The organism is Halalkalibacter urbisdiaboli (assembly GCF_002156385.1).
Lineage (GTDB): Bacteria > Bacillota > Bacilli > Bacillales > Bacillaceae_D > Halalkalibacter_A > Halalkalibacter_A urbisdiaboli.
Window position 1 is genome coordinate 312,411 of the sequence record NZ_MVJM01000003.1, and the last position, 17,795, is coordinate 330,205.

The 17,795-nt window shown below is 38.2% G+C and carries 15 protein-coding genes and 2 pseudogenes; 9 read left to right on the forward strand and 8 right to left on the reverse strand.

Features of this window, described 5'->3' with window-relative positions; all coding sequences use genetic code 11:
- Positions 1-147: 147 nt before the first annotated feature.
- Together B1R93_RS15810 and B1R93_RS15815 are read left to right on the forward strand one after the other, a co-directional pair.
- Positions 148-600, forward strand: a complete 453-nt coding sequence (locus tag B1R93_RS15810) for a TlpA disulfide reductase family protein (RefSeq protein WP_088104931.1) — start codon at positions 148-150, stop codon at positions 598-600.
- A gap of 227 nt (positions 601-827) precedes the next feature.
- Positions 828-2,060: a peptidoglycan recognition protein family protein gene (locus B1R93_RS15815; protein ID WP_088104932.1), complete on the forward strand. Its 1,233-nt coding sequence runs from the start codon at positions 828-830 to the stop codon at positions 2,058-2,060.
- Positions 2,061-2,119: 59 nt separating this feature from the next.
- Here B1R93_RS15815 and rnjA read toward each other — a convergent pair whose 3' ends face one another.
- Both rnjA and B1R93_RS15825 read right to left on the reverse strand, forming a co-directional pair.
- A complete protein-coding gene (gene rnjA / locus B1R93_RS15820; RefSeq protein ID WP_088104933.1) occupies positions 2,120-3,787 on the reverse strand; it encodes a ribonuclease J1 in 1,668 nt (555 codons plus the stop codon).
- The gene (locus B1R93_RS15825) at positions 3,788-3,997 is read right to left on the reverse strand and encodes a DNA-dependent RNA polymerase subunit epsilon (RefSeq protein ID WP_088104934.1); all 210 of its coding nucleotides are present in this window, start codon (positions 3,995-3,997) and stop codon (positions 3,788-3,790) included. It abuts the gene before it with no gap.
- Between the two features lie 387 nt (positions 3,998-4,384).
- On the opposite strand from B1R93_RS15825, the gene B1R93_RS15830 reads away from it, so the two are divergent.
- Complete coding sequence (locus B1R93_RS15830) at positions 4,385-5,161, forward strand: Cof-type HAD-IIB family hydrolase (RefSeq protein WP_088104935.1); 777 nt, start codon at positions 4,385-4,387, stop codon at positions 5,159-5,161.
- A gap of 136 nt (positions 5,162-5,297) precedes the next feature.
- Here B1R93_RS15830 and def read toward each other — a convergent pair whose 3' ends face one another.
- Positions 5,298-5,840 (reverse strand): peptide deformylase, encoded by a 543-nt coding sequence (gene def / locus B1R93_RS15835; RefSeq protein WP_088104936.1) that lies wholly within the window; start codon positions 5,838-5,840, stop codon positions 5,298-5,300.
- Positions 5,841-5,960: 120 nt separating this feature from the next.
- Positions 5,961-6,038 (reverse strand): annotated as a pseudogene (locus B1R93_RS23505) (YjcZ family sporulation protein); the annotation flags it as partial.
- 353 nt (positions 6,039-6,391) lie between these two features.
- Here B1R93_RS23505 and B1R93_RS15845 point away from each other — a divergent pair.
- From B1R93_RS15845 to lpdA, 5 genes are all read left to right on the forward strand, one after another.
- Positions 6,392-7,045 carry a YkyA family protein gene (locus tag B1R93_RS15845; RefSeq protein WP_165763854.1) on the forward strand — a complete coding sequence of 218 codons (654 nt, stop codon included), beginning with the start codon at positions 6,392-6,394 and terminating at the stop codon, positions 7,043-7,045.
- A 482-nt stretch (positions 7,046-7,527) separates the two neighbouring features.
- The gene (gene pdhA / locus B1R93_RS15850; protein ID WP_088104939.1) at positions 7,528-8,622 is read left to right on the forward strand and encodes a pyruvate dehydrogenase (acetyl-transferring) E1 component subunit alpha; all 1,095 of its coding nucleotides are present in this window, start codon (positions 7,528-7,530) and stop codon (positions 8,620-8,622) included.
- Positions 8,623-8,625: 3 nt separating this feature from the next.
- Positions 8,626-9,603 (forward strand): alpha-ketoacid dehydrogenase subunit beta, encoded by a 978-nt coding sequence (locus tag B1R93_RS15855; protein WP_088104940.1) that lies wholly within the window; start codon positions 8,626-8,628, stop codon positions 9,601-9,603.
- An 84-nt stretch (positions 9,604-9,687) separates the two neighbouring features.
- Positions 9,688-10,962 carry a dihydrolipoamide acetyltransferase family protein gene (locus B1R93_RS15860; protein WP_088104941.1) on the forward strand — a complete coding sequence of 425 codons (1,275 nt, stop codon included), beginning with the start codon at positions 9,688-9,690 and terminating at the stop codon, positions 10,960-10,962.
- A gap of 3 nt (positions 10,963-10,965) precedes the next feature.
- A complete protein-coding gene (lpdA, locus tag B1R93_RS15865) occupies positions 10,966-12,375 on the forward strand; it encodes a dihydrolipoyl dehydrogenase (RefSeq protein ID WP_088104942.1) in 1,410 nt (469 codons plus the stop codon).
- Positions 12,376-12,448: 73 nt separating this feature from the next.
- Here the strand turns inward: lpdA and B1R93_RS15870 are convergent.
- The 4 genes and pseudogenes from B1R93_RS15870 to B1R93_RS15890 all read right to left on the reverse strand — a co-directional run.
- Positions 12,449-12,988 (reverse strand): annotated as a pseudogene (locus tag B1R93_RS15870) (transposase); the annotation flags it as partial.
- A 343-nt stretch (positions 12,989-13,331) separates the two neighbouring features.
- Entirely contained in the window at positions 13,332-13,706 is a 375-nt protein-coding gene (locus B1R93_RS15880; protein WP_088104944.1) for a hypothetical protein, read from the reverse strand.
- A gap of 178 nt (positions 13,707-13,884) precedes the next feature.
- Positions 13,885-15,483 carry a glycine betaine uptake BCCT transporter gene (locus B1R93_RS15885; RefSeq protein ID WP_088104945.1) on the reverse strand — a complete coding sequence of 533 codons (1,599 nt, stop codon included), beginning with the start codon at positions 15,481-15,483 and terminating at the stop codon, positions 13,885-13,887.
- Between the two features lie 83 nt (positions 15,484-15,566).
- Positions 15,567-16,613, reverse strand: coding sequence for an FUSC family protein (locus B1R93_RS15890; protein ID WP_088104946.1), 1,047 nt, complete (start codon positions 16,611-16,613; stop codon positions 15,567-15,569).
- A 102-nt stretch (positions 16,614-16,715) separates the two neighbouring features.
- Between B1R93_RS15890 and B1R93_RS15895 the strand changes: the two genes are divergently transcribed.
- On the forward strand, positions 16,716-17,528 hold the full coding sequence (locus B1R93_RS15895) for a polysaccharide deacetylase family protein (protein WP_088104947.1): 813 nt from the start codon (positions 16,716-16,718) through the stop codon (positions 17,526-17,528).
- Positions 17,529-17,795 lie beyond the last annotated feature (267 nt).

Below are 17,795 nucleotides of genomic sequence, written 5' to 3' on the forward strand. Positions count from 1 at the left end.
GATAAGTAGAAGGTCTAGCAGGAATGTTAGACCTTTTTCATCATATTAGGAATTCGTTCCTACCTTGTTTAGCAAGGTAGTATACTTCTTGTAAATTGTGAAATATAATATGAAGAATTCATGTTTGTTATTTAAGGAGGAAACACAATGGCTTTAAAATTACGTTCACAAATGCCTGAGTTAGAAGGGGCTACTTCATGGTTAAATGGGGAAGTTACTAAAAGTGAGCTAGTTGGAAGCAAACCAACGTTGATCCACTTCTGGTCAATAAGTTGTGGTTTGTGTAAAGAGGCTATGCCGAATGTAAACGAATTTCGGGATCAATACAAGGATCAATTAAATGTTGTTGCAGTACATATGCCTCGTTCGGAAAAAGACCTTGATCTTGAAGAAATTAAGAAAGTTGCTGAAGAACATGGAATATTGCAACCTATTTTTGTTGATAGCCAGCATAAATTAACAGATGCTTTTGAGAATGAATATGTACCAGCATACTATGTGTTTGATGAAGAAGGTCAACTTCGTCATTTCCAAGCTGGCGGTGGTGGTATGAAGATGCTAACAAAACGTGTAAATCGAGTACTTGGTATTAAAGAATAAGTTCTTTTTGGGGTTGTCCCACAAGGTCAAATTGAGGACTAGAGGCCACTGAAAAAGGTAGATATTCGAGAGCACTGAAAAAGGGAAAAACACCCTTTTTCAGTGCTCTTCCTTATGGAACAGCCTTTTTATAGTTGGATGAAATATGGTCCTTTTTCATCATTTTCTGTGAATAGATCACCTTTTTGAAATGCTTGCGATATATATATATAAGTGAGGTGATCTAGATGAATATTATTGATAAACGTGGCACACTCGCTAAGCACAGTTCCAGAACGTATCGAAGACGTTCGAGAAGTGCTATCCGAAATATTGCGATACACCATAGTGCGACGACAACAGGCAGCGCGGAAGCTTTTGCTCGTTATCATGTGAATGAATTAGGGTGGCCTGGAATTGGCTATCACTATGTTGTTGATAAAGATGGGAATATTAGTCGTTGTCATGATTTAGAAGTAGTGAGCTATCATGTTGGCAATAGTAATGGATATGCTGTTGGTATCTGCATGGTTGGAAATTTCCAAACAGAGTCATTAGGAGAGACTCAAAGAAATGCTACTCTCGAACTTACAAAACACCTAATGAGCGAATTAGGGATTACGGTCGATAACGTCTGGGGTCATACTGAATTTCCAGGGTATGCATGGAAGCCTTGTCCATCCATTAATATGAACACTTTTAGAAATCAATTGGCGGAACACGGTGGTTCTCTCCCTGATGGAAACATTCAAGCTCCGACCTATGTTGCAGGAGCAAGACAAAGGACGTATCTTTCGAGAGGCGACCAAGGAGATGACGTTCAGGCTCTTCAGGAGCGTTTAGATAGACTCGGATTTATGCCTGGTCCTATTGATGGGATTTTTGGACCGAAAACATATGATGCTGTGATGCGTTTTCAACGAGCAGCTGGTATCAGTGTTGATGGTATCGTTGGTCCCGAAACTAGGGCAGCGTTACGAGATTACGAGGGAGAAGTAGAGATCATTGAACATGGTTCTCCGACCGACGAACCTGATGATAATGAGGAAATGTTTAGAAGTGAGTCTAGAAGAATGCTGCGATATATTCAGCCGATGATGCGTGGCGAGGACGTCAGTGAAGTTCAACAAAAAGTTGGTGCCATGGTTGACGGAATGTATGGCACAGAAACAGCTCAAAAAGTTCGTGATTTTCAAAGTAGAGAAGGTATTCTTGTTGACGGAATTGTTGGTCCACAAACATGGCGTGCTCTTGATAGAACTAGCTCATCACGTAGACCTCGCTATCAGCGTTTACTGTCATTACAGACCCCTTATTTACGTGGGGATGACGTTAAACAGGTGCAAAGAGCTTTAAATGTTGAAGTAGATGGATTATATGGTCCAATTACAGAGAGAGCTGTTCGGAATTTTCAAAGAAGAGAAGGAATTACTGCTGATGGAATTGTCGGACGCCAAACGTGGGCAAGACTATTTAATTAAGGAAAAGGGTTGCCCTAGAAAGGTTCACATAACCTTTTAAAGAGCAACCCCTTTTATAGTTAAACTTCCATAATAATTGGTAAAATCATTGGTTTTCGCTTCGTTCTCTCATACAAAAATGGTCCAAGTAAATCAGTCATTTCGTTTTTAATCTCGGACCATTGTGTTGTCTTTCTTTCCATAACATCTTCAAGGTGCTTTGCCAAAAGCTTTTGAGCCTCATGAATTAAATCACTTGACTCTCTCATGTAGACAAAACCTCTAGAGATAATATCAGGACCAGCTGTTACTTTAAATTCTTTCATGTTTAAACTAACAACGATGACAACTAATCCTTCTTCAGATAAGATACGACGATCCCGTAAAACAATATTACCAATGTCACCAATTCCATTTCCGTCCACATAAACCGAATTTGAAGGAACTTTACCTACAACTCCTGCTTCATCGGGATGAAGAGCGAGTATGTCGCCATTATCCATGATGAAACAATTTTTCTCTTCAACTCCACAATCTTGGGCAAGCTTGGAATGCATCTTTAACATTCGATATTCACCGTGAATTGGCATGAAGTATTGTGGCTTCATTAATCGTAGCATTAATTTTTGTTCTTCTTGTCCACCATGACCTGATGTGTGAATGTCATTTAATGAACCGTGAATGACATTAGCCCCAGCACGATAAAGCTGATTGATTGTTTTGCTCACGCTTAATGTATTTCCTGGTATAGGTGAAGAAGAAAACACAACCGTATCGCCAGGAATAATTTGAATTTGACGGTGAGTGCCAAATGAAATTCTTGATAAAGCCGCCATCGGCTCACCTTGGCTTCCTGTACAAAGAATGGTTACCTGGTTATCAGGGAGTTTATTTAGCTGTGTATGGTCAATAAATGTGCTTTTTGGAGCACGGATGTAGCCAAGATCTTGTCCAATTGATAGCGCCGATTCCATACTTCTTCCGAAAACAGCAATTTTTCGACCATGCTGTACCGCTGCTTCAACAACCTGTTGAAGGCGGTGTATGTTTGAGGCAAAGGTGGCAAAAATAATCCGACCTTCTACCTTTCTGAAAATGTTATCAATGCTTTCACCGACTTTTCTTTCGGACATAGTGAATTCTGGAACTTCACTATTGGTACTATCAGATAAAAGACAAAGTACACCCTCTTCTCCAATTTTCGCCATTTTCGTAAGGTTTGCTGGCTCTCCAACTGGAGTAAAGTCGAATTTGAAGTCGCCGGTATGAACGATGTTTCCAGGTGGTGTTTTCACAACAATACCATATGCATCTGGTATGCTATGAGTCGTACGGAAAAACGAAACAGATGTTTTCGTAAACTTCACGATTTGATCTTCGTGTATTTCATGAAGTTTTGCTTTTCGAAGTAAACCATGTTCTTCTAATTTTCCTTTAAGTAAACCTAATGCAAGTTTACCACCATAAATCGGGATATTGACCGCTCGTAGTAAGTAAGGAATTCCACCGATATGATCTTCGTGACCATGTGTTATGAATAATCCCTTAATCTTGTCTTCATTTTTAACTAAATACGTATAGTCTGGGATGACATAATCAATGCCGAGAAGTTCGTCCTCTGGAAACTTAATCCCGGCATCGATAAGAATAATCTCATCTTGAAACTGTACTGCGTAGGTGTTTTTACCAATTTCTCCGAGTCCACCTAATGCAAATACAGCTGTTTGATTATTTTTTACTTGTTTCATTTAGATTGACTCCACCTTAAAATCTTCACGACTTTGTTCATATTCCAGGTGAGCTCCAGAGATTGGTGTAATAAACTCGATATTGTATTTACGTGGAGCAAGTTTTTTTCGTACATCTGACTCGCTTTCACCTTCAACATAGATAGATTCTGTCGTTTCACGAACCGGAACTTGATCAAAATTAATTTGGTAATACACTTTAAAAATCATGAATAGACCTCTCCTTAACATTGGTTATATTTTCATTATAAAGCAATAGTCGGGTTATTTCATGTTTTTATTTTATAACCAAACTAAAGTCAGCTTTTTTTTCCATATAACTGTTCATTTTAATCAGGAGAAACAGGCCCTATACTTCTAATAAACGATTTTTCGGAAGAAGATTACGACAGCCTTTAACGAGCTTTCTTCTGAGTCGACGTAACATAGAACCATTCCTTTCTTTTTTTATGTTTTTCTTCAAAATAAATTTTTTGCGATGACCAACAAGAGTGGATTTGATATGCTTAGTATGTGTTGGATAAAAAAACGTCCTACAAGGTAATTAATGGAATGAATGTCGTTTATGAAAAAAGAGATAAATAGGAGTGGAAAAAAGTGAATAAAAAGGTTGTGTTTTTTGATATTGATGGGACTTTGTTAAATGAAGAAAAAAAATTACCTATCTCGACGAAGAAGGCAATTTCCGACCTGCAAAATCAAGGAGTGTATGTGGCTATTGCAACTGGACGTGCTCCATTTATGTTTAAAGAGCTACGTGAAGAGCTTGGCATTAACACTTTTGTAAGTTTTAATGGGTCTTACGTTGTGTTTGAAGGAGAAATGGTCGATCATACGCCACTTACGACGAAAGAATTAATCAAGCTGGAGCAGTCTGCAGAAAAGATGGCTCATTCTATGGTTTTTCTTGACCATCTCGGGGCAACCTCTAACCGTAAAGAGGATCCTTATGTGGCTGAAGGAATGGGGAGTTTAAAACTACCTTACCCGACATATGAACCTAACGGCTATCAATCGAAACATATTTATCAAGCATTATTATTTTGTGAAGAACATGACGAATTACAGTATCGCAACAAACATTCGCACTTTGATTATATTCGTTGGCATCAATTTTCGATTGATGTTATTCCAAGTGGGGGATCCAAGGCTCGAGGCATTCAATCGCTGTTAAAGCATTTATCGTTAGCGCCTGAACATGCTTACGCGTTTGGGGATGCACTTAATGACTTAGAAATGTTAGAATTTGTTGGCACAGGAATTGCAATGGGGAATGCGATGGATGAAGCGAAGGCGGCTGCTAATTATGTAACAAAAGCTGTTGATGAAGATGGAATTATGCATGGTTTAAAGCAAGTGGGCTTACTTAAATAAAGGGGGTGTCTCAAAAGCATAAAGTGTGCACAGCAATGGCTCCGTTCGCTTTCGTAAGGCTTTTAAAAGATGTAGTGACTCACTTATTGAAGGCTGTGCCAAAAGGTTAAAAAACCACCTTTTGGCACAGCCTCTTCTATATATTTATTTCTCGTTTTAATTCATCTTTAAAGTCTGCAATCCGGTCATAAAACATAATTCCGTTTAAATGATCCAATTCATGCTGGAATACGATAGCTGGAAAACCACGGAGACGAAGCGTTACTTCTTCTCCTTCGAGTGTTGTTCCCTTGATAGTTATTCGTGCATAACGAGGGACAATCCCCGGTATTTCACGATCGACAGAAAGGCAGCCCTCTCCGTTTTCTAAATGTGTTTCCTCAACTGAATGACTTACAATTTTCGGATTGAATATCCCCATACTAATCAGTTTGTCATGGTCATCTGTTGTATGTACTGCAAACATTCGTTTCGGAACACCTATTTGTGGTGCAGCTAAACCAACTCCAGGTCGAAGGTCATATTTTTCTGCAATCTCGGGATCTTGGCTATTAATAACAAATTCAAGCATACTTTGTAATGTTTCCTTATCTTCTTGTGAAGGTGGCAGGGAAACTTCATTAGCAATTTGTCTCAAGACGGGATGACCCTCGCGTACGATATCTTTCATAGTAATCATATGTTACCACTCCTTTACTTCTATACATTACTTTAAGAAGAAAAAAGTAAAATAGCAAGTGGTTTAAATGTGAGAAAGTGTGCTTTTTGCACACTTTCTCGAAAATTTATTACTCTTTCATTAGCAGTGACCGAAACGAGAAGCGCCAACGATAATTAGAAGAATGAATAGAACTACGATTAACGCAAAACCTCTGCCGGCACCGGCGACTGGAGCTGTTTGTGCTACACCAGCTACTGGAGCACCATAACCATACCCACAAGGGTCGTAACAACCTGCACCGTATCCATATCCGAACATTTTGCATTCCTCCTTTTCTCTTTACATCGCAATCTCATGCGATTCACTAATTACTTTATGCGATGGAAAGACAATTGGTTGGATGTTTGCCCATTATGTAGAAAAGTTTTTTTGAAAAAGTGGGTAAACTTGCTCATATTTAAAAAAGCGGTCTCATATACTAGCGACAGAAAAGTAAAATGTGGTAAAAAAATTATATCGCCGAAAAAACGTTGGACAAGGACTTAGGTATTATTGAAGGGGGAAAAAAAGTGTCGCTAAAAAGAGCATGGCTATTTGCGTTAATTGCATGTATCCTCATTCTCACTGCCTGTGGGGAGCAGGTAACAGAGAAAATATATGTGCATCTAGAGCAAGCAGTTGAATTGGAGGAGCAATTTGAACAGCAGCAAGAGCCGTTGCAAGAAGCAGAGGAAAAGGAGCATCAGTATTACGAAGAAATTATTCAACTTGGAATGGATGAATATGAAAAGATCGTCTCACTTGCTGAGGACGCATTAGCTTCGATAGAAGAGCGACAGAACATGGTTCAGCTAGAAATGGAAAGTCTTGAAAGTAGTGTAGATGAAATTACTCAGATTGAGCCAATGATTGAAAAAGTTGAGGAAGAGGAAGCTAATCGTATTTTAAAGGAATTATATTCAACGATGCTTGAACGATTTAAAAAGTATAAACAATTAAATGAAGTATATAACGAAACAATTGAAGCAGAACGTCAATTATTTACATTGTTAATGGATGAGGAATTAGAAATTGAAAATCTTCAAAACCAAATAAACAAAGTGAATGAAAAATATGAAGAAGTTATCACAGCAAAAGATGAATTTAATGAAAAGACGGATGCCTATAATCAATTAAAGAGAGATTTTTATGATTCAGTCAAGCTTGATGTGCATTATGAATAAATGCCATCAAGCTTTTTTTTGTATTTATTTGTTTAAGTATTGAAAACGTTATCAAAAAAAGTTTGAAGTTTTTTACTTTCTGATCTGTATTAGTTGGATGTTGATTGATCTATAACACAGTAGTGAAATTAGATGGAAAAAGTTCAAAGGGAAAGTTCTTTTAAATCGATAAGATAAAAGGATTGACGAAGATTATAATATTGAGTTAGACTAAGCAACAGAGGGAAATTGTATTACTTTTTTGTTTTTTAGACTGATACAGGTTTTAGAAATGACAAAATTATCATGTCGCTACAATCGTCAACTGTAATAAACGTAAATTTGAATAATTGGAATCAAATTTATTCGTACATTTTTAGGTTCACATATTGTTGTTTTACGATAGTTATGACAAAGAATGGGTAACCTAAAAAATGAACTTTGTTTCGATTTACAAGTGAAGTTAAAGAGACGATTGGAATTTTCGAAAAGGAAAGGAAGAGATGAACGTAGTGAGTACAAAAACAATTGAAAAAGTTGAAGAACAATTTGAGGCTTTTCAAATTTTGGACGAACAAGGTAATATCATTAACGAAGCTGCAATGCCAGATTTAAGTGATGAACAACTACAAGAATTAATGAAAAGAATGGTTTATACTCGCATTTGGGATCAACGTGCAATTTCTTTAAATCGACAAGGACGTTTAGGTTTCTATGCTCCTGTTGCCGGTCAAGAAGCTTCAATGCTTGGTTCACAGTTTGCATTAGATAAAGAAGATTGGATTTTACCTGGTTATCGCGATGTACCACAAATCGTGTGGCATGGACTTCCATTATACCAAGCTTTCTTATGGTCTCGTGGTCATTTCCAAGGTGGACAAATCCCTGATGGATTAAATATCGTTGTACCACAGATTATTATTGGTGCGCAAATTATCCAAACTGCAGGTGTGGCACTTGGACTAAAGCGAAGAGGAAAAGAAAATATTGCAATCACTTACACAGGTGATGGTGGTGCTTCACAAGGTGATTTCTATGAGGGAATGAACTATGCAGGTGCATACAACGCTCCGGCAGTATTCATCGTTCAAAACAATCGTTTTGCGATCTCAGTTCCTGTTGAAAAGCAATCTGCTGCAAAAACAATAGCTCAAAAGGCAGTTGCAGCTGGTATTGAAGGAATCCAAGTTGATGGAATGGATGTTCTTGCTGTTTATACTGCAACAAAGCAAGCAAGAGATCGTGCATTATCTGGGGAAGGTCCAACATTAATTGAAACATTATGCTACCGTTATGGTCCACATACAATGGCTGGTGATGATCCAACTCGCTACCGTACATCTGAACTTGATGACGAGTGGGCTAAAAAGGATCCACTCGTTCGTTTCCGTAAGTTTTTAGAAGGTAAGAATTTATGGAACGAAGAGAAGGAAAATGAAGTTGTTGAAAAAGCAAAAGAAGATATTAAAGAAGCGATTAAAAAAGCGGATGCTGCTCCAAAGCAAAAAGTAACAGATTTAATCAGTATCATGTTTGAAGAACTTCCTAATAATCTTCGTGAACAAATGGAAGAATATACAGCAAAGGAGTCGAAGTAACCAATGGCGCAAATGACAATGATTCAAGCGATTACCGATGCGATGCGGAATGAGCTTAAAAATAATGAAGATGTATTGGTATTTGGGGAAGATGTCGGCCAAAATGGTGGTGTATTCCGTGCCACGGAAGGCTTGCAAAAAGAATTCGGTGAGGAACGTGTGTTTGATACGCCTCTTGCGGAATCTGGTATTGGTGGACTTGCGATTGGACTTGCATTAACTGATTTTCGTCCTGTTATGGAGATTCAATTTTTCGGGTTCCTATTTGAAGTTATGGATTCAGTAGCTGGGCAAATGAATCGTTGGCGTTACCGTTCTGGTGGAAAACAAACAATGCCTATTACTATTCGTTCACCATTTGGTGGTGGCGTTAAGACACCAGAAATGCATGCTGATAGCTTAGAAGGTCTAGTAGCTCAAACTCCTGGTATTAAAGTTGTAATTCCATCAACACCTTATGATGCGAAAGGTCTTCTAATTTCTGCTATTCGAGATAATGACCCAGTTGTATTCCTTGAGCACATGAAACTTTATCGCTCTTTCCGTGCCGAGGTACCAGAAGAAGGTTATACGATTCCATTAGGAAAAGCAGACGTGAAAAGAGAAGGTAAAGACATTACGATCGTTACATATGGCGCTATGGTTCATTCTTCTTTAAAAGCAGCGGAAGAATTAGAAAAAGAGGGCATTGATGCTGAAGTTATTGACCTAAGAACAATTAGCCCATTAGATCTTGATACGATTCTTGCTTCTGTAGAGAAAACCAATCGTGCAATCGTTGTTCAAGAGGCTCAAAAGCAAGCAGGAATTGGTGCAAATGTAGTTGCAGAAATTACTGAACGTGCCATTTTACAACTTGAAGCACCTGTTCTTCGTGTTGCTGCACCTGATACGGTCTATCCATTTGCAGCGGCAGAGGATGCTTGGCTTCCTGACTATGCTGATATTGTTGAAACAGCGAAAAAGGTTGTAAACTTCTAATTTTATTAAAAGTGGTGGAGGAAAGATGATAATCTTTCCTTTTCCGTTGAATTTAAATGATAGTATATAAAGGAGGCTTTTCAATTGGCGTACGAATTTAAAATGCCTGATATTGGTGAAGGAATTCACGAGGGTGAAATTGTTAAATGGTTCGTAAAACCTGGTGATGAAATAAAAGAGGACGACATACTAATGGAAGTCCAAAATGATAAAGCAGTAGTTGAAATTCCTTCCCCAGTTGATGGGAAAATTCTAGAAATTAAAGTTGAAGAAGGAACAGTTAGTGTTGTTGGTGACGTTCTTTTAACAATTGATGCTGGAGATGCAAATCCAGCAGAAGAAAGTGCTGCGGCACCTGTGGAAGAAAAAGAAGAGAAAGTAGAAGAGGCTCCTACTGCTACAGCGGAACCTACTGAGGATGAGGCTGACGATACAAGAGTTATTGCCATGCCATCTGTACGTAAATATGCTCGCGAAAAAGGAATTAATATTAAAAAAGTAAAGGGAACTGGCAAAAATGGTCGAATTCTTAAAGAAGATGTGGATCAATTCTTAACTGGTGGTTCCTCTGAAGACACTGCTCCAAAAGCAGCTCAAGAAGAAAAGCAAGAACAAGCAGTTGCTGCAAAAGCTGAACCAGTTTCGATTCCTGTTGGTGAACTAGAAGAACGTGTTCCATTAAAAGGAATCAGAAAAGCGATTGCGAAAGCGATGGTTAACTCAAAGCATACAGCCCCACATGTTACTCACATGGATGAAGTTGATGTAACTGCACTTGTTGCTCATCGTAAGCAATATAAAGAGATTGCCGCAGAACAAGGTACAAAACTAACATACTTACCTTATGTTGTTAAGGCGTTAACATCTGCTATCCGTAAATACCCAGCTTTGAATGCTTCTATTGATGATGTAAATGAAGAAATTGTTTATAAAAAGTACTTCAATATCGGTATTGCTGCAGATACAGATAAGGGCTTAGTAGTCCCAGTCATTAAGGATGCTGATCGTAAGTCAATTTTTGCGATTGCTGATGATATCATGGATTTAGCTGTGAAAGCTCGTGATGGGAAATTAAGTAGTGACGAAATGAAAGGCGGCTCATGCACCATTTCAAACCTTGGATCTGCACAAGGTCAATGGTTTACGCCAATTATTAATCACCCAGAAGTCATGATTCTTGGTATCGGTCGTATTGAGGAAAAACCAGTTGTAAAGAATGGTGAAATAGTAGCTGCTCCTGTTCTTGCATTATCTATTAGTTACGATCACCGCCTCATTGATGGCGTTACCGCACAAAACGCGTTAAACCACGTGAAGCGACTATTAAAAGATCCACAATTACTATTAATGGAGGGGTAACACATGGTTGTTGGAGATTTCGCACATGAAGTAGACACGCTTGTTATTGGATCAGGCCCAGGGGGATATGTTGCAGCGATTCGTGCAGCACAACTTGGACAAAAAGTTACCATTGTTGAAAAAGGATCACTAGGCGGAGTTTGTTTAAACGTAGGTTGTATTCCTTCTAAGGCATTAATTTCTGCTGGACATCGTTATCATAATGCTAAGCATTCTGATGATATGGGTATTGTTGCAGAAAATGTTTCTATTAATTTCGATAAAGTTCAAGAGTGGAAAGCATCTGTTGTAAATAAGTTAACAGGTGGTGTAGAAGGACTTCTAAAAGGTAATAAAGTTGAAATTGTTAAAGGTGAAGCTTACTTTGCTTCTGAAAATTCAGTGCGTATCATGGATGAAACGAGTGCACAAACGTACAATTTTAAAAATTGTATTATTGCAACTGGTTCTAGACCAATTGAGTTACCAGCATTCAAGTATTCAGAACGTGTCCTAAATTCGACTGGTGCCCTTAATCTAAAAGAAGTTCCTAAGAAGTTAGTTGTTATTGGTGGTGGATACATCGGTATTGAATTAACGGGAGCGTATTCTAACATGGGAACAGAAGTTGTTGTTCTTGAAGGTGGAAAACAAATTCTTCCTGGCTTTGAAAAGCAAATGGCTAAATTAGTTGAACGTCGTTTAAAGAAAAACGGTGTAGCATTTAACTATGAAGCAATGGCTAAAAGTGTTGAAGAAACTGCTGACGGTGTAAAAGTAACAGCTGAAGTAAAAGGAAAAGAAGAAGTGTTTGAAGCAGATTATTGCCTTGTTACAGTAGGTCGTAAACCAAACACAGAAGAAATTGGTCTTGAGCAAATTGGTGTTGAGCTTGATGAGCGTGGTCTAATTAAAGTTGACAAGCAATGTCGTTCAAACATAAAGAACATTTTCGCAATTGGTGACATTATTGCAGGTCCTCCTTTAGCACATAAAGCGTCTTATGAAGGGAAAATTGCTGCCGAAGCCATTGCTGGTGAAAAGTCTGAAATTGATTATTTAGCGATTCCTGCAGTAGTATTCTCTGACCCAGAATTAGCTAGTGTTGGGTATGACGAAAAATCAGCAAAAGAAGCTGGCTTTGATGTGGTTGCTTCAAAATTCCCATTTGCTGCTAATGGTCGTGCACTTTCACTTAATGATACAGATGGATTTATGAAGCTAATTACACGCAAAGAAGATGGATTAGTTGTTGGTGCCCAAATAGCAGGTCCAAATGCATCTGATATGATCGCTGAATTAGGATTAGCGATTGAAACAGGTATGACAGCTGAGGATATTGCATTAACGATTCATGCTCATCCATCGTTAGGTGAAATTACGATGGAAGCAGCTGAGGTTGCGTTAGGAAGTCCAATTCATATCGTAAAGTAACTATAATCAAGAAAAGCACTCATGATTGAGTGCTTCAGACCGTAGACAAAACGCCTTTGAGAAATGACTCTCAAAGGCGTTTTCGCATATTTCCGTCTAACGCTCGTGCTTCCGAACGGACGACTTTCTTTCCAAACTTCCGCTTATTTGCATTGGCCTTGACGTGCGTTGAATCAATGAAGGCAATCTCAGGATTAACGAATCCCTTGTCCATTGCATTCCGAAGAATGCGGTAAAAGATCTGTTCAAACACATCACTTTCCCGGAATCTGCGAGCATAATTCTTTCCGAACGTAGAAAAGTGAGGGATTTTATCCTCGAATCCAAATCCTAAAAACCATCGATAAGCCACATTAGTTTCAATCTCTTTGATGGTCTGACGCATCGACCGAATGCCAAAGATATATTGAATAAAGACCATTTTCACTAAAACAACTGGATCGATACTAGGACGTCCTTTGTCGGAAGAATAAAGATCTTTCACCAAATCATAGATGAAATCAAATTCCATAGAGTGATCCAATTTACGAACAAGATGGTCTTCTGGAACTAGCTTTTCAATCCAAACCATCTCCATTTGCATCCGCTTATCTTCCAACTTTTTTGACATCATTCCCCATTCACCCCAGTCTTGTTTTCATTCATATTATAGAAAAAAATCTGTAAACTGTCTCCTATTTGCTTCGTATGAAGGATGGTTGAAGAGTAAGGGGATTCTCATGTCTCCTCTAAAAAAGCGGACGGGATGGGAGGGCCGACTCCTGCAGGAGGAAGGGCAGGTGGAAATCCACCGGCGGAGCCGGTTAGTTCCACGCCCGCCTGCGGAAAGCGTGCCCCCCATCCCGGGAGCGGATTCGAAGCGACTAATCATGGCAACCCCCTCTCTAATCACAAAAAAGCCTGTCGACGCGAGACTTTGTCGACAGGCTGAAGCACTCATGATTGAGTGCTTTTTCTTATTTAATAAATACGTCTTTTAGATGAGAGAGAATTTCTTCTTTTGTGTGTGGCCCTTCCATACGTAACGCAATATCGTTGTCTGTGACTACTAGCATTGTAGGGTAATGAGAGATGTTATAATATTTTACTTTTTCACGTTCAGTCTTTTCTATAATGATAAATGGTGGAACGTGGTTTGACTGCTGTTGTAGTTCAAGTAAAGCATCATAATAGCTATTCTCATCTTGCATTGAACTGGAATCTGAAAATAGAATGGTCATTGTTTCGGCACTACTTTGCTTTAGTGGTGGTTGAATGGTTGAAGTAGGTGTTAGACAGCTTGATAACATGAGAATAAAGCAAAAGGTTCCGATTAACAAAATCCTGTTCATAGCATGTCCCTTCCTTGCACAGTAATGTGCCATCTTTCTTACATTTTAGCATGCAGAAATAGTGAAAAGACTTCTAGTAACATAATTGTAATCAAATAGAAATATCGACAAAAATCCAACCTTTTTATAAAGCGCCTAGCCCTCCTATTTAGGAGGGCTAGGCGCTTTATAATGGTTTTTAGCGTGAGCCTTTTCTCAGGGATTCACGTTCTTTTTTTAACTTTTCACGTTCTAATTTTATCTTTTCTCTTTCAAGAAGTAGCTTTTCATGTTCAATTGATAGGGAAGGTTTTTCTTCTTTTAGTGATTTCATGATTGAAATCATCATAAAAATCATGACAATTGTAAAAGGAAAAGCTGCGATAATCGCCGTTGTTTGCAACGCGCCTAATCCTTGTTCTGATGTTAATAAGACTGCTGCCGAAGCAGAAATGATGATACCCCATACGGCCTTAACTGAATTGGGTGGATTTAGGTTTCCATTTGTCGTTTGTATCCCTAAAACAACCGTTGCAGAATCAGCTGAGGTTACGAAGAAGGAAGAGATTAGAAAAACAGCAAGAATTGATAGGAGCGTTCCTAATGGAAATTGTTCAAGAACGGCAAATAATGCTACTTCCATCCCTGCGTTTGTCATAATAGACATAATATCTGCTGTTCCTTCACGTTGCATGAAAATACCTGTTCCACCAAAAACGCTAAACCAAAACGCGCCAAATATCGCTGGCACAGCAAGAACACCAATAATAAATTCTCTAATGGTTCTACCTTTTGAAACGCGAGCAATAAAAGTACCTACAAATGGCGCCCATGAAATCCACCACGCCCAATAGAAAATGGTCCAGCCTTGTACCCACGAAGTTTCAGGGTTGTAAACATCTAGACGAAAGCTCATCCCAGGAAGGTTTTGTATATAGCTCCCGAGTCCTTGTGTGAAAACCCCCATGATATAGCTTGTTGGACCGAATAATAATACAAATATCATTAGCGTAATTGCCAAATAAATATTTGTTTTACTAAGAATTCTAATCCCTTTATTTAAGCCAGTTTGAGCTGAAATCATAAATAAAATGGTAACAACGATAATAACAAACAACTGAAGAAGAGCTTTGTTCATCGTTGCTAAACCAGGTATTAAGTAGGCTAAGCCAGCAGAGATTTGTGCTGCACCGAAACCTAGTGATGTTGCTACACCAAAGGTTGTGGCAAAAACGACAATTACATTTACTACTACTCCGATCCAGCCTTCAGCATGTTTACCAAGTAGGGGTTTGAGTGCTGCACTCATCACTCCTGGTGAATCTTTTCTGAATTTATAATAGGCTAATACGAGAGCCACAACAGAGTAAATAGCCCAAGGATGTAGTCCCCAATGGAAAAATGCATACCGCATAGCTTCACCAGCGGCTAGATTAGATTCAGGTTCAGCCGTTGGTGGAGTGAAGAAATGATACATTGGCTCGGCAACACCCCAAAAAACGAGTCCGATCCCCATACCAGCCGTAAATAGAAAGGCAAACCACGTTATATAGTTATATTCAGGCTTGTCATCTTGTTTTCCGAGCTTTATTTTTCCATAAGGACTAATAATTAAATAAAGAGAAAATAGTAAAAACGCTGTTGCAGATAATAAATAAAACCAACCAAATTCATTAGTAATAACGCCTTGTATGGTTGTTGTTAGTCTTTCTAAATTCTCGGCAGCAAAAACCCCCCATAAAATAAAAGCGAAGGCAATAGCAACAGAAATGATAAAAACAGGTGTAAGCTTTTGCAAAAAATAACCACCTTTCTTTATAGGTATATACGATGATTTGTATAACCTGCTTTCAGTAAATTTAAACTAGAGATTTCTATGAATTAATCATATTGTAGTTTTTTTGCAAATATATAATCAGGATAAGCTTGTTCTTGCATTGAAAATCGCCGTTCATCAGTTGTAATAAGAGCTAGCTCAGAGGCCACTGAATGTAGAGAAATAAGCTCTGAGCATAATTGATATAATACAGGTTGATGTTTTAAATAATTCTGTCTTATATTTTTCAGCTTCTCAATCTTTACATAATGAGAACTATCGATTTGATGAAAGGGATCGTTCATAATTAGTTTAAATGAGTGAACTGTATCATGAATGACACGAGACTCTTCTTGTGTAATCGTTTGATTCATTCTTAGGTGACATACTTTTCCGATATGAAATAAAACAAGATGCAAATAATCGAGTTTTTTTTGTAAAAAACCGAATGAGCGTCGTTCAAACTCTGTAGATTTTCGATATCTCCATTCATCATATTGAAAATGAGTAAGTTGATACGTTTTTGTTAACTCTTCATGTAACTTTCGATAAACGTGAGTACGTTCCCCTTCATGTTCATGTAGTAAATGTTCTGTTGCAAGCTGTAAACTGGTTGCAGCTTGGTTAAACAGGTTATCTACCTTATGAACAAGAATTGGTCCGAATTTCGGTGGCAGGACGACAAAATTTACGAGTGTAGAAAAAATAATACCTACTGATGTACCGGATATTCGAGTAACAAAATCTGCAAGTAAATGGTCTGTAGTTCCGGGTATCATCGCAACAGCTGTGAGAGTTGCAACAAGTGTACCTGTATCTAAATTTAGCTTTGAACATGCTACAATTGTAAGCATAGCAACAAGGGCATAGGTTAGTGCATGCTGTCCAATTAAAAGATCCAGTATAATGGCAAATGCAGCTCCAAGTGCAGCGGCTGGTAATCGAATAATTCCTTTTTTAATCGAATCCGCAGCGGTCGGTTCCGTTGTCACAATCGCGGTAATAACCGCAAACATCACAGGTAGGTCAAGTAAATGACAAACAAAGGCTGTAATGAAGACTGCTAATCCTGTTTTTAATACTCGTCGTCCAATCCATGGCTTTGTACGCATGATGCTCCCTCTTTTATCGTAAATGGTAGGATTATACGTAATAGGTTGTACATAGTATTAAACGAAGTAAAGCATGTTATACCAAGAAATGGGGGAAAGAATATGACTAAATATTTTACGAGTGTACTTTTGTTATTAACCCTTTTAACTGGATGTGGAAATAATCAAGCGGAGGAACCTGTCATAAAGGAACAACCCGTTATAGAAACCGAAGAAAATAACGAGAAAGTCAAAAATGATCCGATTGAAAAAATCGAAAGTAATGAACAAGATGAACAAGATAATAAAGGTCAACCGATGTATCGAATTAACACATCTAATTGGAAAATTGAGTCATTAGTTGATAAAGATGAAAAAATAGTATTATTGACCATTGATGATGCTCCAGATACGTATTCAGTAGAAATGGCAGAAACCTTAAAACAGCTTGATGTAGAAGCGATCTTTTTTGTAAATGGACATTTTTTAAATGCCGAAGGAAAGGAGAAGTTAATTGCTATTCATGAAATGGGGTTTGAGATTGGTAATCACACAATGAATCATTCGAATTTAAAAGAGTTGTCAAAGGAACAACAAACGCGTGAAATTGTTGAGTTAAATGATTTAATTGAAACAGTAATAGGTGAGCGCCCGCGTTTTTTTCGAGCTCCTTTTGGAGTTAACACGGATCATTCTAAACAAATAGTTAAAAATGAAGGAATGACCTTAATGAATTGGACTTACGGATATGACTGGGAAAAGGATTATAGAGATTCTGCGGCGCTTGCAGATATTATGGTTAGTACACCATATTTAACGGATGGTGCAAATTTGCTTATGCATGATAGGGAATGGACGAATCGAGCATTGGAATCAATTGTTAAGGGGTTAAATGAAAAGGGCTTTACAATAGCTCGTCCGTCATTAATTGAATAGGGATGTCTCAAAAGAAAAAAAGTGTTAGACAATGACTCCGTTTGCTACACGACCTCATCGTAGTAGCGACTTTGCTTATCGCTTCGAGGGTTTCCTAAATGGTCAAATAGACCTTTTAGGAAACCCTCTTTTTTTAGGTTTAATGAGTAGTTAGATCGGGCAAAACTTTAAAAAGATCGTTGAATCTAGATAAACAAATAAGTTAAGGCTTGTCTATATGTGTTGAAAAAAGTAGAATATAACTTTGATGACTAGTAATAGAAAGGA

Bases quoted from the DNA above. Each gene is read 5' to 3' on its own strand.
- B1R93_RS15855 (WP_088104940.1), top strand. From the start codon at position 8,626: ATGGCGCAAATGACAATGATTCAAGCGATTACCGATGCGATGCGGAAT.
- B1R93_RS15810 (WP_088104931.1), top strand. From the start codon at position 148: ATGGCTTTAAAATTACGTTCACAAATGCCTGAGTTAGAAGGGGCTACT.
- B1R93_RS15815 (WP_088104932.1), top strand. From the start codon at position 828: ATGAATATTATTGATAAACGTGGCACACTCGCTAAGCACAGTTCCAGA.
- lpdA (WP_088104942.1), top strand. From the start codon at position 10,966: ATGGTTGTTGGAGATTTCGCACATGAAGTAGACACGCTTGTTATTGGA.
- B1R93_RS15890 (WP_088104946.1), bottom strand. From the start codon at position 16,613: ATGCGTACAAAGCCATGGATTGGACGACGAGTATTAAAAACAGGATTA.
- B1R93_RS15895 (WP_088104947.1), top strand. From the start codon at position 16,716: ATGACTAAATATTTTACGAGTGTACTTTTGTTATTAACCCTTTTAACT.
- def (WP_088104936.1), bottom strand. From the start codon at position 5,840: ATGATTACTATGAAAGATATCGTACGCGAGGGTCATCCCGTCTTGAGA.
- rnjA (WP_088104933.1), bottom strand. From the start codon at position 3,787: ATGAAACAAGTAAAAAATAATCAAACAGCTGTATTTGCATTAGGTGGA.
- B1R93_RS15825 (WP_088104934.1), bottom strand. From the start codon at position 3,997: ATGATTTTTAAAGTGTATTACCAAATTAATTTTGATCAAGTTCCGGTT.
- B1R93_RS15880 (WP_088104944.1), bottom strand. From the start codon at position 13,706: ATGAACAGGATTTTGTTAATCGGAACCTTTTGCTTTATTCTCATGTTA.
- pdhA (WP_088104939.1), top strand. From the start codon at position 7,528: ATGAACGTAGTGAGTACAAAAACAATTGAAAAAGTTGAAGAACAATTT.